Source organism: Variovorax sp. P5_A3 (genome assembly GCF_056400665.1).
Genome location: NZ_JBFUKW010000014.1, coordinates 112,517 through 132,088, shown reverse-complemented (window position 1 = coordinate 132,088; position 19,572 = coordinate 112,517). Strand labels below are relative to the sequence as shown.

At 63.2% G+C, this 19,572-nt stretch carries 20 protein-coding genes and 2 pseudogenes; 7 read left to right on the top strand and 15 right to left on the bottom strand.

All coding sequences use genetic code 11. From position 1 onward, the window contains the following. The first annotated feature begins 29 nt into the window (after positions 1-29). Positions 30-1,004: a Bug family tripartite tricarboxylate transporter substrate binding protein gene (locus AC1D3B_RS21850; RefSeq protein WP_478192765.1), complete on the top strand. Its 975-nt coding sequence runs from the start codon at positions 30-32 to the stop codon at positions 1,002-1,004. A 189-nt stretch (positions 1,005-1,193) separates the two neighbouring features. Here the strand turns inward: AC1D3B_RS21850 and AC1D3B_RS21845 are convergent, their stop codons facing one another. After that, complete coding sequence (locus tag AC1D3B_RS21845) at positions 1,194-1,700, bottom strand: YciE/YciF ferroxidase family protein (protein ID WP_478192764.1); 507 nt, start codon at positions 1,698-1,700, stop codon at positions 1,194-1,196. Positions 1,701-2,207: 507 nt separating this feature from the next. Here AC1D3B_RS21845 and AC1D3B_RS21840 point away from each other — a divergent pair. Then, the gene (locus tag AC1D3B_RS21840; protein ID WP_478192795.1) at positions 2,208-2,627 is read left to right on the top strand and encodes an HAD family hydrolase; all 420 of its coding nucleotides are present in this window, start codon (positions 2,208-2,210) and stop codon (positions 2,625-2,627) included. Between the two features lie 581 nt (positions 2,628-3,208). Here AC1D3B_RS21840 and AC1D3B_RS21835 read toward each other — a convergent pair. Then, positions 3,209-4,243 carry a dipeptidase gene (locus AC1D3B_RS21835; protein ID WP_478192763.1) on the bottom strand — a complete coding sequence of 345 codons (1,035 nt, stop codon included), beginning with the start codon at positions 4,241-4,243 and terminating at the stop codon, positions 3,209-3,211. 55 nt (positions 4,244-4,298) lie between these two features. After that, complete coding sequence (locus AC1D3B_RS21830; protein ID WP_478192762.1) at positions 4,299-5,633, bottom strand: MFS transporter; 1,335 nt, start codon at positions 5,631-5,633, stop codon at positions 4,299-4,301. A gap of 208 nt (positions 5,634-5,841) precedes the next feature. On the opposite strand from AC1D3B_RS21830, the gene AC1D3B_RS21825 reads away from it, so the two are divergent. Then, positions 5,842-6,492 (top strand): TetR/AcrR family transcriptional regulator, encoded by a 651-nt coding sequence (locus tag AC1D3B_RS21825; protein WP_478192761.1) that lies wholly within the window; start codon positions 5,842-5,844, stop codon positions 6,490-6,492. 19 nt (positions 6,493-6,511) lie between these two features. Here AC1D3B_RS21825 and AC1D3B_RS21820 read toward each other — a convergent pair whose 3' ends face one another. The 8 genes from AC1D3B_RS21820 to AC1D3B_RS21785 all read right to left on the bottom strand — a co-directional run bounded on the left by AC1D3B_RS21820 (position 6,512) and on the right by AC1D3B_RS21785 (position 13,904). Continuing rightward, the gene (locus AC1D3B_RS21820) at positions 6,512-6,841 is read right to left on the bottom strand and encodes a cupin domain-containing protein (RefSeq protein WP_478192760.1); all 330 of its coding nucleotides are present in this window, start codon (positions 6,839-6,841) and stop codon (positions 6,512-6,514) included. A 61-nt stretch (positions 6,842-6,902) separates the two neighbouring features. After that, the gene (locus AC1D3B_RS21815; protein WP_478192759.1) at positions 6,903-8,228 is read right to left on the bottom strand and encodes an NAD(P)/FAD-dependent oxidoreductase; all 1,326 of its coding nucleotides are present in this window, start codon (positions 8,226-8,228) and stop codon (positions 6,903-6,905) included. A gap of 429 nt (positions 8,229-8,657) precedes the next feature. Next, positions 8,658-9,113, bottom strand: a complete 456-nt coding sequence (locus AC1D3B_RS21810) for a hypothetical protein (RefSeq protein WP_478192758.1) — start codon at positions 9,111-9,113, stop codon at positions 8,658-8,660. A 134-nt stretch (positions 9,114-9,247) separates the two neighbouring features. After that, entirely contained in the window at positions 9,248-9,679 is a 432-nt protein-coding gene (locus tag AC1D3B_RS21805; protein WP_478192757.1) for an OsmC family protein, read from the bottom strand. After that, the gene (locus AC1D3B_RS21800; RefSeq protein WP_478192756.1) at positions 9,676-11,055 is read right to left on the bottom strand and encodes an LLM class flavin-dependent oxidoreductase; all 1,380 of its coding nucleotides are present in this window, start codon (positions 11,053-11,055) and stop codon (positions 9,676-9,678) included. Before AC1D3B_RS21800 ends, AC1D3B_RS21805 begins: the two co-directional genes overlap by 4 nt. 3 nt (positions 11,056-11,058) lie before the next feature. Further along, positions 11,059-12,201, bottom strand: coding sequence for an ABC transporter substrate-binding protein (locus AC1D3B_RS21795; RefSeq protein WP_478192755.1), 1,143 nt, complete (start codon positions 12,199-12,201; stop codon positions 11,059-11,061). Between the two features lie 60 nt (positions 12,202-12,261). Then, positions 12,262-13,002 (bottom strand): ABC transporter ATP-binding protein, encoded by a 741-nt coding sequence (locus AC1D3B_RS21790; RefSeq protein WP_478192754.1) that lies wholly within the window; start codon positions 13,000-13,002, stop codon positions 12,262-12,264. Beyond that, complete coding sequence (locus AC1D3B_RS21785; protein WP_478192753.1) at positions 12,999-13,904, bottom strand: ABC transporter permease subunit; 906 nt, start codon at positions 13,902-13,904, stop codon at positions 12,999-13,001. Before AC1D3B_RS21785 ends, AC1D3B_RS21790 begins: the two co-directional genes overlap by 4 nt. 182 nt (positions 13,905-14,086) lie before the next feature. On the opposite strand from AC1D3B_RS21785, the gene AC1D3B_RS21780 reads away from it, so the two are divergent. Beyond that, positions 14,087-14,278, top strand: coding sequence for a hypothetical protein (locus tag AC1D3B_RS21780; RefSeq protein ID WP_478192752.1), 192 nt, complete (start codon positions 14,087-14,089; stop codon positions 14,276-14,278). A gap of 37 nt (positions 14,279-14,315) precedes the next feature. On the opposite strand, the gene AC1D3B_RS21775 is transcribed toward AC1D3B_RS21780, so the two are convergent. Then, positions 14,316-14,684, bottom strand: a complete 369-nt coding sequence (locus AC1D3B_RS21775) for a hypothetical protein (RefSeq protein WP_478192751.1) — start codon at positions 14,682-14,684, stop codon at positions 14,316-14,318. Between the two features lie 80 nt (positions 14,685-14,764). Here AC1D3B_RS21775 and AC1D3B_RS21770 point away from each other — a divergent pair, with 80 nt between their 5' ends. The 3 genes from AC1D3B_RS21770 to AC1D3B_RS21760 all read left to right on the top strand — a co-directional run bounded on the left by AC1D3B_RS21770 (position 14,765) and on the right by AC1D3B_RS21760 (position 17,913). Beyond that, entirely contained in the window at positions 14,765-15,940 is a 1,176-nt protein-coding gene (locus AC1D3B_RS21770) for an ABC transporter substrate-binding protein (protein WP_478192750.1), read from the top strand. Positions 15,941-15,950: 10 nt separating this feature from the next. After that, entirely contained in the window at positions 15,951-17,015 is a 1,065-nt protein-coding gene (locus tag AC1D3B_RS21765; protein WP_478192749.1) for an aromatic ring-hydroxylating dioxygenase subunit alpha, read from the top strand. Positions 17,016-17,127: 112 nt separating this feature from the next. Continuing rightward, positions 17,128-17,913, top strand: coding sequence for an alpha/beta fold hydrolase (locus AC1D3B_RS21760; RefSeq protein ID WP_478192748.1), 786 nt, complete (start codon positions 17,128-17,130; stop codon positions 17,911-17,913). A 150-nt stretch (positions 17,914-18,063) separates the two neighbouring features. On the opposite strand, the pseudogene AC1D3B_RS21755 reads toward AC1D3B_RS21760, so the two are convergent. The 3 genes and pseudogenes from AC1D3B_RS21755 to AC1D3B_RS21745 all read right to left on the bottom strand — a co-directional run bounded on the left by AC1D3B_RS21755 (position 18,064) and on the right by AC1D3B_RS21745 (position 19,547). Further along, positions 18,064-18,559 (bottom strand): annotated as a pseudogene (locus AC1D3B_RS21755) (aldehyde dehydrogenase family protein). Beyond that, positions 18,549-19,358: pseudogene (locus tag AC1D3B_RS21750) on the bottom strand (aldehyde dehydrogenase family protein). The pseudogenes AC1D3B_RS21755 and AC1D3B_RS21750 overlap by 11 nt, the downstream one beginning before the upstream one ends. Before the next feature lie 12 nt (positions 19,359-19,370). Beyond that, the gene (locus tag AC1D3B_RS21745; RefSeq protein WP_478192747.1) at positions 19,371-19,547 is read right to left on the bottom strand and encodes a hypothetical protein; all 177 of its coding nucleotides are present in this window, start codon (positions 19,545-19,547) and stop codon (positions 19,371-19,373) included. Positions 19,548-19,572: the final 25 nt, after the last annotated feature.

Sequence of the window (19,572 nt, the reverse complement as noted above, 5' to 3'; positions counted from 1 at the left end):
CAGAAAATCATTCCACCGGAGACAACACCGTGTCGACTTTCTTCTCCCGATTCCTTGCGCCGGCGGCGCTTTGCGCGCTGGCGCTGTCTGCCGGTCCCGGGCATGCGCAGACCTACCCCAGCAAGCCCATCACCATCGTCGTGCCCTTCGGCGCGGGCAGCGGCACCGACCAGCAGGCACGCGGCATGGCGCAAGTGCTGGGCGCGGAATACAAGGTGCCCGTCATCGTGGACAACCGGGCGGGCGCCAGCGGCTTCATCGCCGCGCAGTACGTGGCCAAGGCCGCGCCCGACGGCTACACGCTGCTCATGACCACCAACACCACGCATGCGGCCAACGAGCATCTTTACAAGAAGCTGCCCTACGACCCGGTGAAAGACTTCACTCCGGTCACGCTGCTGTCCAAGGGCCACATGCTGCTGCTGGTGAATTCGGATTCGCCCATCAAGTCAGTGGCCGACCTCATCGCTGCGGCGAAGAAGTCGCCCGGCAAGCTCAATTTCGGCAGCGGCAGCTCGTCGAGCCGCGTGGCCGGTGAATTGATCAAACAGATGGCGGGCATCGACACGGTGAACGTGCCATACAAGAGCAATCCGCTGGCCCTCACCGACCTGATGGGCGGCCAGGTCGACTTCATGTTCGCCGACGCGCCAACCGCGCTGCCACAGGTCAAGAGCGGCAAGCTGCGCGCGCTGGCCGTCAGCGGCAACAAGCGGCTGGGCGCGGTGCCGGCGCTGCCGACGGTGGAGGAGGCCGGCGTGAAGGGCTACGACATGTCGTATTGGACGGCGGTGTACTTGCCGGCGGGCGCACCGGCGGCCATCACGCAAAAGCTCCACGAGATGATGCTCAAGGCCTCAGCTGCGCCAGCCGTGGTGGCATACCAAGCCACCACGGCCGGCGAGATCGTCACCAGCACGCCCGAAGGGCTGGGACAGTTCCAGGCCGCTGAGTCTCAGAAGTGGGGGCGCGTGATTCGCGCGGCGGGCATCGAACCCGAATGACGACGAAGTAGGTCGGGTGGTCGGGCGACGCTCCGAGGCCATGCGCGCACTTGCTGATCGGATGGCAGCTGGCGAACTATCCGCTTTTCTAGGCTCACGCACCGTGCCGCGTGCTGCAGAGAGGCGACGCTCCGCGCTGACGCAGTGCGGCTTTTCGAAGTCGGCGTAGCGATTTGCAGTGATCGCCAGCTATTTCTTGTCAGCCGCCTGCACGTTGATCGCTGCCTCGGCCAACTCGCTCATCAACTCGTCCCCACGCGCGATCTCTTTGACGGCGGAATCAAGTGCCTTCTTGTCCTCCGAGCGCTTCAAAGCACCCGCAAAAGCGGCAACGGTGCCGAATCCCGTGATGCCATAGTGCGTCATGCGCTGATACTGCGCAATGATCGCAGCGTCGAGCACCGGCCCCTTCTCGGGCCCCTCGTCGATCGTGTGCTTGGTTGCTTCCTCAACTAGTCCTTGCATGCCTTTGCAGTGCTCCTTCTTCAGCTTCTGGTCGAGGCCTTCGATCAATCCCTTGAGCACCTCAGTGTGCTTTGCGATGCCCTCCTGGGAACTTGACAGGATCGCTTTGAGCTTCTGGTGAGTAGCCTTCGGTGCGATCTTCTTGAGCACCTTTGCCATTTGATCGTTCGCCGACCAAAGGTCCTTCAGCTCGTCTGCGTACAGGTCTTCAAGGCTGGAAATATCGGACATGACAGTCTCCTTTCGAGAGAGGACAACGTAGTCTGCGCCGGCTCGCCTGGGGGCCATGTAGGCGAAGTCGCTACCCCGTGTGCAGTCCGTGTCCGGCCGGGCGGTATTTCCGTGAGGCACCCCCTGGGCGCCGGCGCGCCTCGGTTCTGCATGAGGGCGATAGGTAGGACATGGGCGCTTCCAAATGTTGGAAATCGGACAGGCGCGATGCCTACAGCGGCGGTCGCGCTGCGGGGGTAGGTTCATCTCACTGCCGGTACTCGACCATGAACACTCCCATCACCCTGAAGGCCGTTTTGCTGGACGTCGATGGAACGCTGCTGGACAGCAACGACGGGGACGCCGCAGCTGGGTGGAGGTACTCGAGCGCCATGGCCACGATTGCGCCTATGCGCGCGTCCGCCCGCTTATCGGGAAAGGGGGCGACAAGCTGCTTCCGGAACTCACCGGTCTCCGACCGGGCGATCGGGCATACACGCAGATTTCCCATGAACGCACAGACTCTTCCTGCGGCGGTACCTGCCAGGGCTCCGCGCGACGCGTGGGGCGAGATCCTTGCTGGAACGGATGCTTGAAGACGGGCTGCTCCTCGTCGTTGCGACCTCGGCGGGCGACGAGTTGAGCGCCTTGCTCAACCAGGCGGGGGTTGCAGACCTGATCGAGGTTGCTGCGACCTCCGACGACGCAGAGAAGTCGAAACCCGACGCGGACATCGTCCAGGCCGCGCTCGCAAAAGCGAGCATCGGAGCGCACGAGGCCATCATGCTTGGCGATACGCCGTCCGACATCGGGGCTGCTAGCGCCGCTGGCGTCGGCACAGTCGCCCTACGCTGCGGCGGCTGGTGGAAGGACGCCGACCTCGCAGGGGCGATTGGCATCTACGACGACCCGGCCGATCTCTTGTCTCGGTGGCCGCTAGTTGGCTAAGGAAGCGCGTCACGCTCGTCCATCGTCGTGAGGACCTTGCCATTGCGCATCTGGCCGTCGCGCCAGTCGAGGAAGCGCGCGGTCTATTTATCCAGCGAGGCTGCTGCCCCACGGCCGGTCCACCAATATCCGGCTCCGTCGCGATCGAGCACAGTCGAGCGACGACGCACATTGCTTCGCGCTGCGGCGCTCGCTGGAGGTCCAAGTCCTCATACCTGTGGGGGACAGCGCAATTTCCTTCATCGGCGGGGGTCTGTCCGACGACTGCCTGGTGCCACTTTGGGGCGGCGTCGATCCGCTTACGTGACACCGCGGAGGTGCCTCGTCGGCAAGTCACGGCCTAGAGGCCACGATCTCGTCATATAGTTACTCGAAAATCGTCTGGTGCTGACGCAAGCAAATTTAAAACACAGCCTGAACGTCGCATTGACATGCGGGCTATATTCTTTCTGAACCGCTTTCCAGACATCATTTCCGAGCAACTCGGAATTTAGGTCGCCTATATGCGGTAAGTAATGTTCGTCACGTTGGCAACTGCTAGGAGCTCTTCTTGATGCAACGTTTTCGCTGAAACCATTTTTTCATTTTGGTGACTTCCAGACTTCCTTCATCACGCGCAGCCAGTTCTCGCCCATGACCAAGGCGATATCCGAGTCGGAGTAGCCCTTGCCCAAGAGCGCATCCACCACTTCGGGGATGGCATCGAGTTCCACCTGCTTCATGTCGCTGCGCGTGTAGCCGCCGTCGGGCGGCAGCTTGTCCGCGTGGGCTGCTGCTTCGGCTGTGATTGCAGGCAGGTCGACGATGTAGTCGAGCCCCAGGCCGACATGTTGAGGCCCGACCAATTGAGCGATGTAGTCGATCTGGTCAGCGAAGTTCGAAGGCGATGCCTCATCGTCTCCGGTGAAGATCGAGAGCCCCGTCAGCCCGAACACCCCTCCGCTGGCCGCAACCGCCTTGATCTGGTCGTCTCGGTAGCAACGCGGATGCTGATGGATGTTCCAGATATTCCCATGGCTGCAGATCACTGGGCGATCGGAGTACTCAATGGCCTCCATGCAGGAGCGATAGCCGGCATGGGCAACGTCCACGAACATCCCGACTCGGTTCATCTCGGTGACCAGCGTTCGCCCGAATCGGCTAAGCCCGCCCTCACCCAGTTCGTGGCATCCATCCGCCACGAAGTTCTTCTGGTTGTAGGCCAGCAGCATGTGGCGGATCCCCAGCTTGTAGAAGACTTCAACCATCGAGAGGTCACGACCGACCGGAACCGACCCTTGAAAATGGAAGCCCACGGCGAGCTTGCCCTGCTTCCTCGCCCGATGGATGTCGTCCACGGTGTTGACCAGAATGCAGAGGTCGCTCTGGTCAAGGAAAAACTTCCGATACGCCGCGATGGCCTGGATCGCGCCGATCGTATCGCTGTTGTCCGCCGCCAGTGTGAACGACACGTAGGTGAAGCCGTCGTTGACGAGCCGTTGAACGAACGCGTCCTTGAGCCGTTTGTCCGCGGGTGCGCAAAAAGGCGAAGTCATATCGCACACGAGCAGGCGGGAATACAGCTCTCTCGCTCGGTCTGAGGCGACAAGTTTCACTGCATTGGATGCATTGGGCATGGTGTTTTCCTTGGAGATAGGGTGGTGGGACTCGATTTCCTGCCGACGATCACTGTCAGACCTTGAAGTCCGAGCCGCGTCGATGAAACGCAACCAGGACGGCCCAGAAGACGGCCGTCACGGCGACCACGTAAAAGGCAGGCACCAGAGGGCTTTGGACAGCATTCAGCATGACGGTGATGGCATACAACGAGAAGCCTCCGAAGATGGTCGCACTCAGGTTGTAGGAGATCGCCATGCCTGTCGAGCGAAGTTCGGGCGGAAAAAGATACGCCATCAACTTTGGATAGACCGCGTTGGAGGCCGACGTCACCGTGGTGAAGATTGCCGAGCAGACGATGAACTTGGTCGTCGATGGCCCGGAGGTCATCCAGACATAGAGCGGCAAGATCAGCAGGATCAGTGCGCCAAGGCTGACGTGCAGTTGCCTTTCCGCCCCCACCCGGTCAGCGACCATTCCCAGCAGCGGTGTCAGGACCATTCCGATGCTGCCGCAGACCAACAGGGCCAGAAACGGAACATGGGCTGGCAGCTTGAGTTCACGCACGGCATAGGTGGGCGCGTACACGAGTAGAACGTATTGCACCGACGTGCCGATCGCAGCCAGAGAGAGCGCGACAACGAGTGCACGGCGATGGTCTCGAAAGACGATTTGAAGCATCTCGATGGTTCCTCGGGTGTCGGCGTTCTTCTCGAACACTTCGGACTCCGGCAGGTATCTCCTGATGTAGTAGCCAACCGGCGCAATCAGCAGGCCGAAGGCGAAGGGAACCCTCCATCCCCAGCTGTCTCTGGATTCTGGTGACATCACCTGGGTCATCAACAGTCCGACGAGAGCCGCCATGACGGTCGCGAGCAGTGGGCCGCTGCTGTAGAGACCGCTGTAGAGACCTCGTTTTTTCGCCGGAACGGACTCCAGAAGGTAGGTCGCGGCACTAGCGAACTCGCCTCCCGCGGACAGCGCCTGCAGGATGCGCGCGATGACCATCAACACCGTGGCGGCGACCCCGATGGATGCGTAGGAGGGGACGAAGACCATGATGAGCATCGACACGGTCATCGACGCCATGATGAAGCTCAGCGCAGGACGTCGCCCGAAGCGATCGGCATACAGACCGATCAATACGCCACCGAACGGCCTCACGACGAAGGAGAGGGCGAATGTAGCAAAGGTCAGCAAGAGCGCTGCGGCGTCATCGCCGGGCGGAAAGAACTGCTTGGCAATGAAGACCGCCAGAAAGCCGTAGACGATGAAGTCATACCACTCTAGCGCGTTGCCAATGATGGCGGCAACAAGCGCCTTTTTCTTGCGCGCCGCTTGTAGAGAGACCTCTCCCCCCTGCAAAAGCGGGTGCAGTTCGGCGACGTCTTCGAGATGTACAGATTTCATGACAGCAGATCACATTCCTGAGATAGGGGTCCACGCACATCTCCCCCGAGCAAGTCGAGATGGTCACTGCGGACAGCCTCGGCGCTTGATGGTCGACTTGCAGAGGCTGCATGGTACGTTTCAATTTCGCATAAAACAATAAGCGTTTAACGCAACATGTATAGGGTTTACGCGAGGGCCCCGAAGCCGTTATTACAATGCGCGGAAGATGGCTACCTCCTCATACAAACCCCGGCGCGTTGTCAGAACCCAGGCGGAGCGCAGCGAGACGACCCAGCGTCGCATCCTGGATTCAGCGGTATCGCTGATTCGGCGACAGGGTTTCCAGAAAGCCAACCTGCAGAACATCGCATCCGGCGCGAAGGTCACGCTCGGTGCGCTGCAGCATCATTTCGGGACCCGGCAGGCCCTGCTGGAGCAGGTCGTGGAAGAGGTGATGGCCCCGCTGTCGGACAGAGGGCCTGTGTGGCCGGATGCAACGATCCCGCTCAGCGAACGTGCTACGGAGTTCGTGGAACGCGCATGGCTGCACATCTACGGTGCAGACTCGTATGTGGCTGCCTGGGGATTGTTCTTCGGCTGCAAGTCCATTCCCTCGCTTTTCAAACGCATCGATGCGAAACGACAGGCGGAAGACCCGGTATCGTTCGCGCATTTCCTAGCGCTCTTCCCTGAGATCTCCACGAACCATTGCGACCCCGACGGATTCGCCGAAATGGTGTTCTCCACGCTTCGCGGGATCGCAGTGTTCAAATTGTTTCCGGTGACGGAGAAGTCCATTGCCTCCCAACTCGAATGCCTTGCCGGGATGATCGTTGCTGGAGGCCAGGAGACGCCGCGGAAGACGGGAAAGTCGTAGCCCCCCCGCGCTCCTAGTCCTAGTTCGTCACGAAGAAGAGCCGGGCTTGGCGCCCGAAGTATCTGACCGTGGTCCCCTTGCGGATTTCGATCACATCGCCGGGGCGACCTTCAACGCGTTCTCCGTCGCCGGTCTCGACGCCGAAGACGCCCTCCAGCACCAGGATGATTTCGTCATAGGCGAGCGTCTTCGGCTCACAGGCTGCCTCGTGCCACCGACCGAAGCCGCAGGGCAGCGAAGCGCCTTCGCTGTCCGTAACCACCCAAGAGATTTCGGCCACGCCGTCGGATGCGCCCCCGCGCGCCTCGGAGGCGATCGTGTGTCCCGGGATGAGGCGAAGAGAAGTCATTCAGGCGCTCCGTGTGAGAAAAATGAGAGATCGTGCGGCCCCTGCCGCGTCGACGATGACGTCATCGTTCACCTCGCCCGGTCCACACGCCATAGGAAAGGGCCACGCTGACGCCGATGTCGCGCAGCGGGCGCGGAGGGATGTAGCTGGCCGTTCCTTGCGAGAGAAAATCGGCAATCAGAGAATGGTCCTGGCCGAGGGCGAGGTCCGCGATGAACACGCCCGCTGCGGTGTGCCGCACGATGCCGGACCCGTTGCAGCACGAGGCGGCATACGAATGCGGTCCCACGCGACCGAATGCGGGCGCGTGGTTGTGCGACACGGCAAGCCAGCCGGCCCAGAAGTGTTCCAGCTCGATCGGGCCGAGCTGAGGAAATCGCCGACACAGGAGCGCCAGATTGGTCTCCCGGGCCTTCGCGCGTCGGGCGTCAGTGGTGCGCAATGACGGCGAGTACTCGAATCCCTGGCGAATCATCAGTCGACGCTCTCGCGTCAGCCTCAGCGTCGGTCCGGCCATGCCATGCGCTGGCGTCACGCCCCAGGTCGACTCGCTGCCGAGCTGGCCGAGTTGTTCATCGCTCAACGCGGGCGTCAGGCTCGCGAACAGCAATATCGGAATCTGACGCGCCCTATAGACGCCGAAGGACTGCGAGAAGGCGTTGACCGTGAGGATGAGGGCGCTCGCGCGAATCCGGCCGTGCGGGGTCCGCACGCCGGGCGTCCGGCCGCGGATGTCTGCTTCGATCACTGGTGAGTTTTCGAAGAGCCTGACCTGGGGAGGAAGGCTGTCGGCAAGCCCGCGGATAAGACTCGCCGGATTGACGAGGTAGGTGCCCGGGGTGTGAATGGCAGCGCCGTAGTAGGCGGTGCCCAGTGCTTCTCGCAGCTCGCTTCGATCGATCCATCGGTACGGCTCTTGCCAGGCCTTGAGATTGGCCTCGTACGTTGCGAGAGAATGCTTCGCGACCTCTTCCGTGACCGCAACGTGGTATCGCCCACGCTTCTCCCAGCCGCAATCGATGCCGTGCGCCTTGACGAGGTGATCCAGTTCGTCGAGCGCGAAGCGTCCCACGCGGATCGCGCGGCGGCCTTGCTCTGTCCAATGTTCCGATGTCCCTGGTGCATGCGGAAGATCGATCGCGAAGCCGGAGTTCCTGCCGGAAGCGTTCTCCCCGACCACGCCGGCTTCGACAAGGGCGATGGATGCGTTGGGCTGGAGCCGAGCGAGTTGCCGGGCTGCAGCGACGCCCGCATACCCTGCACCGACCACCACCCAGTCGAAGACCAGCTCGCCCTGTACCGCGGCGTTCGCCCGTCGCGGCGGCAGCAATGCGCTCCATCCATTGCTTTGATCATCTACGGGCAAGCGCCCAATGCGAACCGACATGTTGGATCCCTGAGTAGGCCCCGCAATGCGGCCCCGGCGGCCTAAGACCGCGGGTGAGCGTGAATCCGGGGTCGGTATAACAATAAGTATGTAATGTATATTGAAACAATGCGACTTGCAATAGGAGCTTTGGCTGGGCGCATAGACGCCGCAAGTCGGGAGCGTCGCGGCCGCGCATGGACTCCCAGCCGGGGCTCGCGTCATGGCTCACGGGCTGTTGGCGCCGGCCGAAATTTGGCTCACCGGGGCGTCAAATAGAAGATCACGGAAACTATCCGTCCGGTGCCTCGAAAGAAGTCGCTTGCCGCGCGCTTCAACATTGCGCATGAACGCGGATGTTTCCGTCAGGAGCCCATGTCTGCGGGAGCTTGACGAAGACGGCTCCCATTTCGTTCGCGGGAAGCTGTGAGCGCGCCCCCTTCAGCGTGTTCAGGATGGCCTTTTCGTCGAACTGCTATAACTGGTTCCCCGAGGCCCGCCGGGCTCGACATACCTGAAGCGAATGCCCGCGAGCGCCAAGATCTTTCCGACCTCGAGTTCGGCGAATCGATCCTCGACGAGTCCGCGTTTCATTTCCTCGAGAACGCCCTTCAACCCCGGCACCTTCTGCAAGTTGGCGAGTGTTTCGGCGAGGTCCGCCACGCGAGCACGATGAAAGCTCTCGTCGCCGGCAGCGGCGGCCCGACTTCGGAAGAAGTTGCTTGGATCCGAGTCTCCGAGCACATGGAGATTTGTCCAGTCGGCCCCGAAAGTCCCGTTGAGCACCCGCACCGCCAGCGTATAGATGCGGTTCGCCCATGTCGCCTCAGGCATGAGCTCACGGACCTCCTGCGCATACCCGGCAAAAAGATCGACGATTGGCTGGGCGCTGGATTCGCGACTCATGTTGGCTGGCTCCGGCCTCATGCGATATCGGGCAAGTTATCCACAGTGTGCAGCCTCGTTCCTGCTGCGACAGGTTCCGGCCCGCAACCGCCGGCCGGCCAGGGTGTGTTCAGTCACCGGTCTGCGCCGTCGGCTCACCCGATCTCCACCGTGGCTTCGATGGGCCCGCCGCGCCTCAAGGTGTTGTAGATCGGGCAGGTGTCCGTGAAGGCATCCACCAGCGATCGCGCAGTGGGCAGGTCGACCCCTTCGAGCACGAAGGCCAGTCGGATGGCTGCGTAGCGCGTGCCATCCTCCGGGTCGCGCTCGAAGGACACTTCGACCTCGGCGGCTTTCAAGGGCAGTTCGCGCTCGCGCGCGGTCTTCTGCACCAGTCCAAGCCCGCACGACGCCAGCGAGGCCAGCAGCAGCTCGCCCGCCTGCACCGCGTCGCCAGGACCGCCGGCGGCCGCCTTTGCATCGGAGACGAAGTGATGCTGGCGCGCGCTCACGAGGAAGCGGCCGAAGGTGTCGATGGCGCGTGCGCGGACCGTCACGATCTCGCCGGTCACTGCCTCTTGGCTCATGCCGCCCTCCTGGCGTCGGCACCTGAAGCGGCCCGCTCCTTCCAGGCGCCGACGCCCGGACGCTCGAGCCCGAGGTTCTCGCGCAGGGTCGCGCCCTCGTAAGCGGTGCGGTAGAGGCCACGACGCTGCAGCTCGGGCACCACCAGCCGCACGAAATCCTCGAAGCCGCCGGGCTGGTAGGGCGCGCTGATCATGAAGCCGTCGCACGCGCCCTCGCGGAACCAGCGCTCCATCCCGTCGGCCACCTTGACCGGCGTGCCGATCAGGTCGCCTTCGTAGCGGCTGCCATAGCGCTTGCCAAGGTCGCGCAAGGTCAACTTGTCACGCTCGGTGGCCTCGCGGACCTCCTGGTAGTGGCCCTGCACGCCGGGCACGTCGATGTCGGGGAGCGCCGAGTCGAGCGGGTATTTCGAGAGGTCCACATCGAGGTGATAGGACAGCGTCGAGAGCCCCGCATGCGGATCGACCAGCGCCCGCAGCGCGTGGTCCTTCTCGTCCGCGATCGCCTGCGTCTCCCCGACCAGCGGCGTCGCGGCGGGCAGCACCTTGAGCGAATCGGGATCGCGGCCGTGTGTGCGCGCTCGGTCCTTGATCTCCTTGTAGAAGGCCTTGGCGCTGTCCAGCGAATCGTGGCTCACGAAGATCGCATCGGCCCACTGCGCCGCGAAATCGCGGCCGCGGTCCGAGGCGCCGGCCTGCAGGATCACCGGATAGCCCTGCGGCGGCCGCGACACGTTCAATGGCCCCCTGACGCTGAACCATTCGCCCTCGTGGTCGACGTAGTTCACCTTGGCTGGGTCGGCGAACAGCGGCGTCGCGCGGTCCTGCACGAGCGCGTCGTCCTGCCAGCTGTCCCACAGCTTGAAGACGACCTCGAGAAACTCGTCGGCCCGGTCGTAGCGCTTGTTCCGCGGAACCTGCTGCTTCTTCGAGAAGTTGCGAGCCTCGGCGTCCTGGAAGGAGGTGACCACGTTCCAGGCGGCACGGCCGGCGCTCAGATGGTCGAGCGTCGCGAAGGAGCGCGCGACCTCGAAGGGCTCGTAATGGCTGGTCGACCGTGTCGAGGCCAGTCCGAGGTGCCGCGTCGCGGCCGCCATGATCGACAGCACCACCACCGGGTCGAGCCGCAGCGAACCGAGCGCGCCGAAGCGCAGCTGCGTGTCATTGCTGCCCTGGTAGCGATCGGGCACCGCGAGGATGTCGGCGAAGAAGGCAAGGTCGAACAGACCTTTTTCGAGCGTGCGCGCGATGCCCTTGTAGTAGTCGGCATCGAGCCAGCCACTCTCCGAGGCCGGGTAGCGCCAGCCGCCGGGGCGCCCGGGCCCCGCGGTGACGAAAGCTGCAAGGTGGATCTTCTTGTCCCTGGGTTGCGTCATGGATCAGGCTCCGAGCTCGGCGGCGACGAGCTTCTTGATCGGATCGAATTTGGGGTCGAGCAGGAAGCTGCGCACGTCGACCTTGTTCGGCAGCACGCCGAGCGACTGGAAGTTGTTGGCGAGGTCCTGCGTCGAGTCGGCGGCTGCACTGTCGATGGGCTTGAGCACGACGGCCCCCGAGTCGGACAGGCGGGCATCGACGATGAGCTGGCGATAGATCTTCTCTTCGACGCTGCCGGCCTCGAACCCCCCGAGCTTGGCCCAGGAAGCCACCGTCTCGTCCGGATGCGCGACCGCGTATTGCTGCGCTTGGCGAATCAGCCGCACCAGGCGGGCGACCACCTGCGGGTTGTTGTCGGCGAAGTCGGCGCGGGCCACGTAGAAGGCATAGTCGTAGGTCTGCACACCCGGCAGCGTGCGTGCCTTGTCGCCGAGCTTGGCCAGGGCCAGGCCGCTGGCGGGCTGCCAGTGGATCCATGCGTCCACGCTGCCCTGGGCGAAGGCCGTGTAGGCGTCCGCGCCACTGAGGCTGACCGCCTGAACGTCGGCGAGCCGCAGGCCCGCGCCTTCCAGGTACTTGATCAGGCTGTAGGTGCCGGTGGTGCCGTTCTGATGGGCAATCTTCTTGCCCCGGAGATCGGCGGCGGAGAGGATCGGCGAATCCTTGGCCACCAGCACGTCGACCTCGGTGGCCGGCAGCGGGTAGGCCGCCAGTGGCACGATCGGAACGCCGGCCGCGACCGCGTTGACGATCGCCGTGGCGGTCGCGAAACTGAAGTCGACGCCGCCGGCCTTGATGCCTTCCATGACTGGAAGCGATGCGGTGAAGCCGGGCTGCCACACCACCTTGGCGGCGATCTCGTCTTCGAGCTTTCGGCCGCCGTCGCCCGCGCGCAGCGACGCGAAGACGCCCGTGCGGCCGTCGCCGATGATCGCGATCGTGAGTTGCGGAGGGGCGGGGGCGGTAGTTGCCGCGGGTGCCGCGGCTGCGGCTGCGGGCGCGGCGGTCGGCGCGTCGCTCTTGCCGCAGGCGACCAGCGCCAGTGCGCCGGTGCCGCCGGCCAGCGCCAGCCCGCTCAGGCTGAGGAAGCGACGCCTTGCGGCCAGGGCTGCGGTGTCGGGGTGGTAGTGCGTGTGCTTCGGCATGGGCGAGAGTCCTGTGATGGCCTTGAGAAAAAGTAGGGGAGGGGGTGGTTGGAGAACTGCTCAGGAGCCCGCCTGCGCGGCCTGCGCAGTCACGAGCCCTTCGAGCAGTTCCTCCTTGAGTGCGGCCAGCTCCGGGTCGCCGCGATGACGCGGCCGCTCGCGGTCGATGAACAGGTCGCGGGCGACGCGGCCATCGCGCATGAGCAGCACGCGATCGGCCAGGATCAGCGCTTCCTCGACGTCATGCGTGACCAGCAGCACGGTGCGCGGCCGGCGCGCCAGCAGGCCTTCGAGCAGCAGCTGCATCGACGCCCGCGTGATCGCATCGAGCGCGCCGAAGGGCTCGTCGAGGAGCAGCAGTTCGGGCTCGTGGATCAGGGCGCGCGCCAGCGCGACGCGCTGGCGCTGGCCGCCGGACAGCACCACCGGATAGTCGGTGTCGCGACCGGCCAAGCCCACCGCGGCGAGCAGCGTGCGGGCGTCCTCGTCACGGCCGCGCAGGCCCAGTGTCACGTTGCGCAGCACCGAGCGCCAGGGCATGAGCCGGTCTTCCTGGAACATCATCCGGATGTCCGGCGAGGGGCTCCGCGAGCGCAGTTCGACGCGGCCCGAGCTAGGTGGCTCGAGCCCCGCCACGATACGTAGAAGGGTCGACTTGCCGACGCCGCTGGCACCGATCAGCGCGACGAACTGGCCGGCCGGAATCTCGAGGTCGAGCGCGTGCAGCACGCTGCGCTCGCCGAAGGCCTTGGCGACACCGCGCAGGCTGAGCCCGTCGCCCTGAGGCGATGCCCGGGTCATCGCACCGCTCCCTTGGCGTAGTTCGGATGCCAGCGCAACAGGCGGCGCTCGATCCCGCGCGTGATTGAGTCGGCCAGCCATCCCGCGATCGCGTACAGCACGATCGCCAGCAGGATGACATCGGTGCGCAGCAGTTCGCGTGCGTTCTGCACCATGTAGCCGATGCCGTCGCGCGAGGCGATGGTCTCGCCGACCACCAGCGTGAGCCAGGCCACGCCGAGTGCGTAGCGGACGCCGGTCAGGATCGGCGGCAGGGCGCCCGGCAGCACCACGCCGGCGATCAGGCCGAAGGGGCCAAGCCCGTACGAGCGGCCGAGCTCGATCAGCTTGGGATCGACGCCGCGGATGCCGCTCATCGTGTTGATGTAGACCGGGAACAGCGAGCCCATCGCCACGAGCAGCACGCGCGGCTCCTCGCCGATGCCGAACCACAGGATCATCAGCGGCACCAGCGCAAGATGCGGAATGGTGCGGACCATCTGGAGCGAGCGGTCGAGCAGTCCGTGCGCCAGGCTGGACAGGCCGACCAGGAAGCCCACCACCAGGCCGGTTGCGGCACCGGTCATGAAGCCGATGGCGACGCGGCGCAGGCTGACCAGAATGTCGCGCTGGAGTTCACCACGTTCGGCAAGCAGCCAGGCAGCGCGCAGCACGTCGGACGGTGCCGGCAGGATGCCCGCGGGCAGGCGCCCGATGGCCGAGAAATACTGCCAGAGCGCGACGAGCACGACCGGAAGCAGCCAGGGCAGCAGCAGGCGCCAGCGGCTCGGCGCGCTGCGCATCGAAGCCTGTCGCTTCGGATCGTTCGCAGCGTCCGCGACGACGGTGATGTGGCTCGCGGCGACAACGGCCGGCGGGGCGGTGGATGGCTCTACGGTCAGGCGGGGGAGTACGGCACTCATGGAAGACGATGCGAAGGGTGCGCGAGCAGAAGCAGCAGCACGGGAACGTGCGGGTCGAACACACTGGGGGCGAGGTGCAACCTTATCGCCGGCGGTCCGTCGCGTGAACCTCGATCTACGCATGTGGATATTCGGCGAGCGAGCAAGCGGTATCGTTCGGGCTCCTTCAGGAGCCGCTCCGCATGGCGAGCACCTTGCGAGTCGTCGTTGGGCTCGACAGCCGCCTGCATCGACGAGATCCGCCGAGCGGGCAGTTCGCCAGGAACAAGATCACCGCGGTCCCCTTCCGTCGAGTGGCCAGGCCAAATGGGAGCCTGGTGGCAGGCTTCGCGGGCGCGCTGATACTGGGTGCGCTTGTGCGCCTGGGCGGGTAAACCGCCTCAAAGACGCCTGAATCGCTTCAGGCGTCCGTCAGGCATTTAAAAAGTGCTCGGTGCTCTCTGATAGCGCGTAATGCTGCGCCCGAGGGGATGGGCCGGCCGTTTTACCTTGCTGCCCGCATTGCACGAAGTCAAGACAACACCAGTACTCGGCATCTTCGGCCAGACCCAGTTTGTGTCGGACATCGCCATCAAAGTGGTGAAGACGCCTGATCGAACCGTACCGAAGGCTAATCTCCCCGGCGGCGCCGCCCGCCATTGCCCAACAGCGTTGTGAACGCTCCTGCTTCCTCAACGTGTGTGCTGTCTTCCCAGTCTTCCAGGCACTCGGCGATGGCTCGGAACCTGTTTCAAGGGTTAGCCCAGTATGCACGCCGCTCATCAACATCATGTCGTTCATGAGCTTGCCCCATGGGTGGAGGAACCCTATTCTTGCTCCACGCCGGCGCCAATGCTCGGCGAGACACTGGAGACAAATCGATGAAATTCTCGCGGCTTCTCGCGCTTTCGGCCATTGCAGTGGCCTGTGTCTCAACTTCGAGCGCTTTCGCAGATGTCAAAGTCGGAGTGACTCTGTCCTTGACAGGACCGGGTGCCTCGCTCGGTATCCCGACTCAAAATGCCATCAAGCTCTTCCCCAAGGAAATCAGCGGACAAAAGATCAGCTACATCGTGCTCGATGATGGATCCGATCCGACGAGCAGCGCGAAGAACTTCAAGCGCCTAGTCGAAGAGGACAAGGTCGATGTCGTCATGGGATCCAGCACGAGTCCGGCCACGATGCCCCTCGTGCTCATCGCTTCCGAGCAGAAGGTTCCGCATATCAGCCTCGCAGCAAGCGCTCGCATCGTGGAGCCTCAGGACGCGACGCGCCGCTGGACCTTCAAGGCCATCGCCAACGAGAACATCGTCGCTGCGACGACCATGAACCACATGGTGGCGAACGGGGTCAAGACCTTGGCATACATCGGCTTTAACGACGCCTACGGTGAGTCGTGGCTGACGGAGATCGACGCACAAGCCCAGAAGGCTGGCGTCAAGCGGGTAGCCACGGAAAAGTATGGTCGGACCGATGCCAGCGTAACCGCTCAGGTACTCAAGATCATGGCTGTCAATCCCGACGCAATCCTGATCGCCGGCGCTGGAACCCCCGGCGCCCTGCCGCAGAAAACACTGCTCGAGCGCGGCTACAAGGGGAGGATCTACCAAACCTATGGGATCGCAAATCGCGACTTCCTGCGGCTTGCAGGAAAGGATGCAGAGGGGGCTCTCTTTGCTGCCGGCGGAGTGCTCGTCGCATCGCAGCTCGAAGCGTCGAACCCGATTCGCCCGGTCGCGCTGGAAGCGACCAAGTCCTATGAGGCCGTCAACGGTCCGGATTCGATGTCCGTCTTCGTCGCAAACGCCTTCGATGCCAATATGCTGCTGCGGGCCGGTCTGACCTCCGCACTGGCCAACCAAAAACCGGGCACGGATGCGTTCCGGTCCGCACTTCGCGACTCTCTTGAGAGGGTGCAAGGGCTGGTGACCACTCAGGGCGTGATCAACATGTCGGCGACAGATCACGTCGGCTATGACCAGCGAGCCGCCGTGATGATGCAGATCACCAATGGTGGCTGGAAGTACATCAAGCAGGACACCGCGCCGGTGAAGTAGGAGAAGCGAAGTGTTCATCAAGAACTGTTGGTATGTGGCTGGTTGGTCCAGCGAAGTCGAAAGCGACAACTTTCTAAAGCGCACGGTGATCAACGTTCCGCTCGCGATCTGGCGCAAGGCGAACGGAGACGTGGTCGCTTTCGAGGATATGTGCTGTCATCGGGGAGCTCCGTTGTCTGCGGGTCGGCGCGAAGGCGATTGCGTGCGTTGCATGTATCACGGTCTCAAGTTCGACGAGAGTGGAACGTGCGTCGAGATCCCGGGCCAGCCGCGAATTCCGCCAGGCACTCGGGTCAGGACCTTTCCCGTCGTCGATCGCAGTCATTGGCTGTGGGTCTGGATGGGCGACGTAGAGAAGGCGGATGAGTCATTGATCCCAGACACTCACTGGCTCGACGATCCGGAGTGGCGCTCGCTTCAAGGCTATACACACTACGACACCAACTATCTTCTCATCGCAGACAACCTGCTGGATCTGGCGCATCTGCCGTACGTCCATCCGACCACTCTAGGCGGCTCGGAGGACTACGCCGCGAACCTGCCGAAGACGGAGATGCTGGAACGCGGTGTTCACGTGAAGCGTTGGACGTTGAACACCACGCCGCCAGGCTTCGTGCAGAAGGTCAAGCCGTTTCCAGGGAAGGTCGATCGATGGAATCACTACGACTTCCTGGTGCCGGGCATCTTCATCATGGACTCGGGCATGCTGGATGCTGGGCAAGGTGCTCCTGAGGGCAATCGCGAAGGAGCCGCGATGTTTCATGGCTGCCAAGCACTCACGCCTGAGACCGAAAATTCGACCCACTATTTCTTCGCGCATCCTCACAACTTCGCGATCGACGATCCAGAGGTCACGCGATCGATCCACCAGAGCGTAGTTGACGCCTTCGAGGAGGATCGCACCATGATCACGCTGCAGTCGCGTAGCCTCAGTCTTCGCGCTGACTTCAAGATGCTTCCGATCCGCGCCGACGAAGCGCTCGGACGCTTTCGTTGGCTGGTGCAGAAGATGGTGAAGGAAGAGGCGGAGCAGGAAAAGCCTGCCACGATTCCCATCGCCACTGCGAGCGCCTGACGGATTCAAGAGAATCCGGTCATCGTGGGTTCCGCAGAACACATTCCAGAGTACGCTTGCTCATCTATGGCATATAGACAGGGCGAGTTCCTCAGATTGAAAGTCTTGTCACGTGTCATCCATTCTTGCAAACGGAATTCGGCATTTTTACCGGCGCGAAGGTGAGAGTTCACTGCCTGCGCTGATTCTTGCCCATCCAATCGGCTTTGATCACGGCTTGTGGGACTCCGTAGTTCCCTTGCTGACGCCTCATCGCCACGTTGTCCGGTTCGACTTGCGTGGTCACGGGGCAACAGAAGTCACGCAGGAGCCGTACGCTGTGGAGGTGCTTGCCCAGGATGCCCTTGCGCTTGCGTCTGCCTTAGGCCTCGACGAGTTCGACTTTGTCGGCACCTCGCTGGGTGGACTCATCGGTCTGCAAGTCGCCGCGATCGCTCCAGGCCGCGTGCGAAGTCTAGTTGTAGCCAACGCATCGGCTCGACTCCCGCTGACCACCGACGAATGGAATCGGCGCATTGCGCTTGCCGCGTCATCAGGCGTCGAGCCTTTCGTGGGAGGCTTGCTCGAGCGGATGTTCTCACCGGCCTATCGAGAGGCTGGCTCGCCGGCGTTGCACACGCTGATCGCGTCGTTTCGCGCGATGGATCAGCATGGCTACGCTGCAGCGATGGCCGCGCTCAGGGATGCCGACATGCGGGAACAGCTCAGGCTGGTGCGGGCGAGGACCCTAGTGATTGCTGGAGAGGCCGATTCGGCAGTTCCGCACGATCATTCGAGGTACATGGCGGATTCGATTGCAAGCGGTGGTCGACTTGTAGTTCTGCCAGGTGGGCACCTCAGCGCGGTGGAATCACCGGCGGATTTCGCCCACGCCCTTCTTGCGCACCTCGAGGTGTAATCCCATTTGTCATGAACCGTCGGCGTGCATTGTCGCCGCCCGCAGAAAGCCGCAGGCGGTAGAGCGACGTCATACTTGCTTGCCCTTGACCCCTTGACCCCTTGACCCCTTGACCCCTTGACCTCTAAGGGAGGAGTCCGACGCAGCGCTTCAGCTTGTGCCCATGCAGAGATACTTCGTCTCGAGGTACTCTGTAAGGCCATGGAGCGAGCCCTCGCGGCCCAGGCCCGACTGCTTCACCCCACCAAACGGTGCCACACGGCGGTGCTGATCAAGCCGGTATTCACTCCGACCATGCCAGCTTCCAGCGCAGCGTGGACGCGCCAGATCCGTCCAACGTCGCGTGCGTAGAAGTAGGCGGCAAGCCCGAACTCGGTGTCATTGGCCATGCGGATCGCATCTTCCTCGGTTTCGAAGCGGAGCAGAGGTGCGACGGGACCGAACACCTCTTCCCGCGCGAGCGCATTTCCGGCGTGCACCCTACGAGCACCGTGGGCTGGTAGAACGTGCCGCCGAGTTGGTGGCGAGATCCTCCGGTCGTGGCTCTCGCGCCGAGTTTCGTAGCGTCGGCCACGAGATCTTCGACCTTGGCGACCGCATCTTCATCGATCAGAGGACCTTGGGCAACATGAGGATCATGTTCCATGACCAACCTTCAATGCTTCCACTGCAGCGGTGAGCTTCAAGGCGAAGGCGTCGTGGAAGGACGACTGAACGAGCAACCGGTTGGCGCAGACGCAGGTCTGACCGGAGTTGCGGTACTTGGCGGCCATGGCCCCCGCGACCGCGGCATCGAGGTCGGCGTCATCGAACACGATGAAAGGCGCGTTCCCGCCGAGTTCCAGCGACATTCGTTTCAGCGTCGGCGCGCATTGCGCGGCGAGGATCCTGCCGACCTCGGTCGAACCGGTGAATGTCAGCTTTCGGACCGCCTTGCTCGCGGTCAACTCGCCGCCGATCGTGCGGGCATCGCCGGTCAGAACGTTGAAGACGCCTGGTGGAACATCTGCGCGTCGTACCAGTTCAGCCATCGCCAGGGCCGACAACGGGGTCTGCTCGGCAGGCTTGACGATGATGCTGCAGCCCGCCGCAAGTGCCGGAGCAACCTTGCGCGTGATCATCGCGGCCGGAAAGTTCTACGGCGTGATCGCTGCGCAGACGCCCACCGGCTCGCGTGTTACCAAGATCTGCTTGTCATTCCATGGCGAAGGAACGGTCTCGCCATAAGCACGCTTGGCTTCCTCTGCGAACCACTCGATGTATGACGCCGCGTAGGTGATCTCCCCGCGGGCTTTGGCAAGCGGTTTGCCCTGCTCTGCAGTCATCAGTAGCGCAAGATCCTCTGCATGTTCAACCATCAACTCGTACCATCGGCGAAGGACACGCGAGCGATCCTCGGCCGTTTGCCGGCGCCAGGTGGCGAAAGCAGCCGTTGCTGCCTCGATTGCACGACGAGTCTACACCGCGCCCATGTCAGGCACGGTGCCAATGACCAATCCTGTAGCTGGGTTTCGCACCGTGAGAGTGGCGTCATTCTCCGCGCGGAGCCAGCGGCCGTCGATGTAGCAAGCTGCCTTCAGCAGCTCGGCATCCTTGAGTACGAGAGAGGTGAAGATCGGATCCTTGTTGGCCATGGGGCTTGTCGGCAGTGGGGTCACT

What these genes read in the sequence shown, in the direction of transcription:
- AC1D3B_RS21845 (WP_478192764.1), bottom strand. Translation starts at nt 1,700, where the DNA reads ATGTCCGATATTTCCAGCCTTGAAGACCTGTACGCAGACGAGCTGAAG.
- AC1D3B_RS21835 (WP_478192763.1), bottom strand. Translation starts at nt 4,243, where the DNA reads ATGCCCAATGCATCCAATGCAGTGAAACTTGTCGCCTCAGACCGAGCG.
- AC1D3B_RS21830 (WP_478192762.1), bottom strand. Translation starts at nt 5,633, where the DNA reads ATGAAATCTGTACATCTCGAAGACGTCGCCGAACTGCACCCGCTTTTG.
- AC1D3B_RS21825 (WP_478192761.1), top strand. Translation starts at nt 5,842, where the DNA reads ATGGCTACCTCCTCATACAAACCCCGGCGCGTTGTCAGAACCCAGGCG.
- AC1D3B_RS21820 (WP_478192760.1), bottom strand. Translation starts at nt 6,841, where the DNA reads ATGACTTCTCTTCGCCTCATCCCGGGACACACGATCGCCTCCGAGGCG.
- AC1D3B_RS21815 (WP_478192759.1), bottom strand. Translation starts at nt 8,228, where the DNA reads ATGTCGGTTCGCATTGGGCGCTTGCCCGTAGATGATCAAAGCAATGGA.
- AC1D3B_RS21810 (WP_478192758.1), bottom strand. Translation starts at nt 9,113, where the DNA reads ATGAGTCGCGAATCCAGCGCCCAGCCAATCGTCGATCTTTTTGCCGGG.
- AC1D3B_RS21805 (WP_478192757.1), bottom strand. Translation starts at nt 9,679, where the DNA reads ATGAGCCAAGAGGCAGTGACCGGCGAGATCGTGACGGTCCGCGCACGC.
- AC1D3B_RS21800 (WP_478192756.1), bottom strand. Translation starts at nt 11,055, where the DNA reads ATGACGCAACCCAGGGACAAGAAGATCCACCTTGCAGCTTTCGTCACC.
- AC1D3B_RS21795 (WP_478192755.1), bottom strand. Translation starts at nt 12,201, where the DNA reads ATGCCGAAGCACACGCACTACCACCCCGACACCGCAGCCCTGGCCGCA.
- AC1D3B_RS21790 (WP_478192754.1), bottom strand. Translation starts at nt 13,002, where the DNA reads ATGACCCGGGCATCGCCTCAGGGCGACGGGCTCAGCCTGCGCGGTGTC.
- AC1D3B_RS21785 (WP_478192753.1), bottom strand. Translation starts at nt 13,904, where the DNA reads ATGAGTGCCGTACTCCCCCGCCTGACCGTAGAGCCATCCACCGCCCCG.
- AC1D3B_RS21780 (WP_478192752.1), top strand. Translation starts at nt 14,087, where the DNA reads ATGGCGAGCACCTTGCGAGTCGTCGTTGGGCTCGACAGCCGCCTGCAT.
- AC1D3B_RS21775 (WP_478192751.1), bottom strand. Translation starts at nt 14,684, where the DNA reads ATGAACGACATGATGTTGATGAGCGGCGTGCATACTGGGCTAACCCTT.
- AC1D3B_RS21770 (WP_478192750.1), top strand. Translation starts at nt 14,765, where the DNA reads ATGAAATTCTCGCGGCTTCTCGCGCTTTCGGCCATTGCAGTGGCCTGT.
- AC1D3B_RS21745 (WP_478192747.1), bottom strand. Translation starts at nt 19,547, where the DNA reads ATGGCCAACAAGGATCCGATCTTCACCTCTCTCGTACTCAAGGATGCC.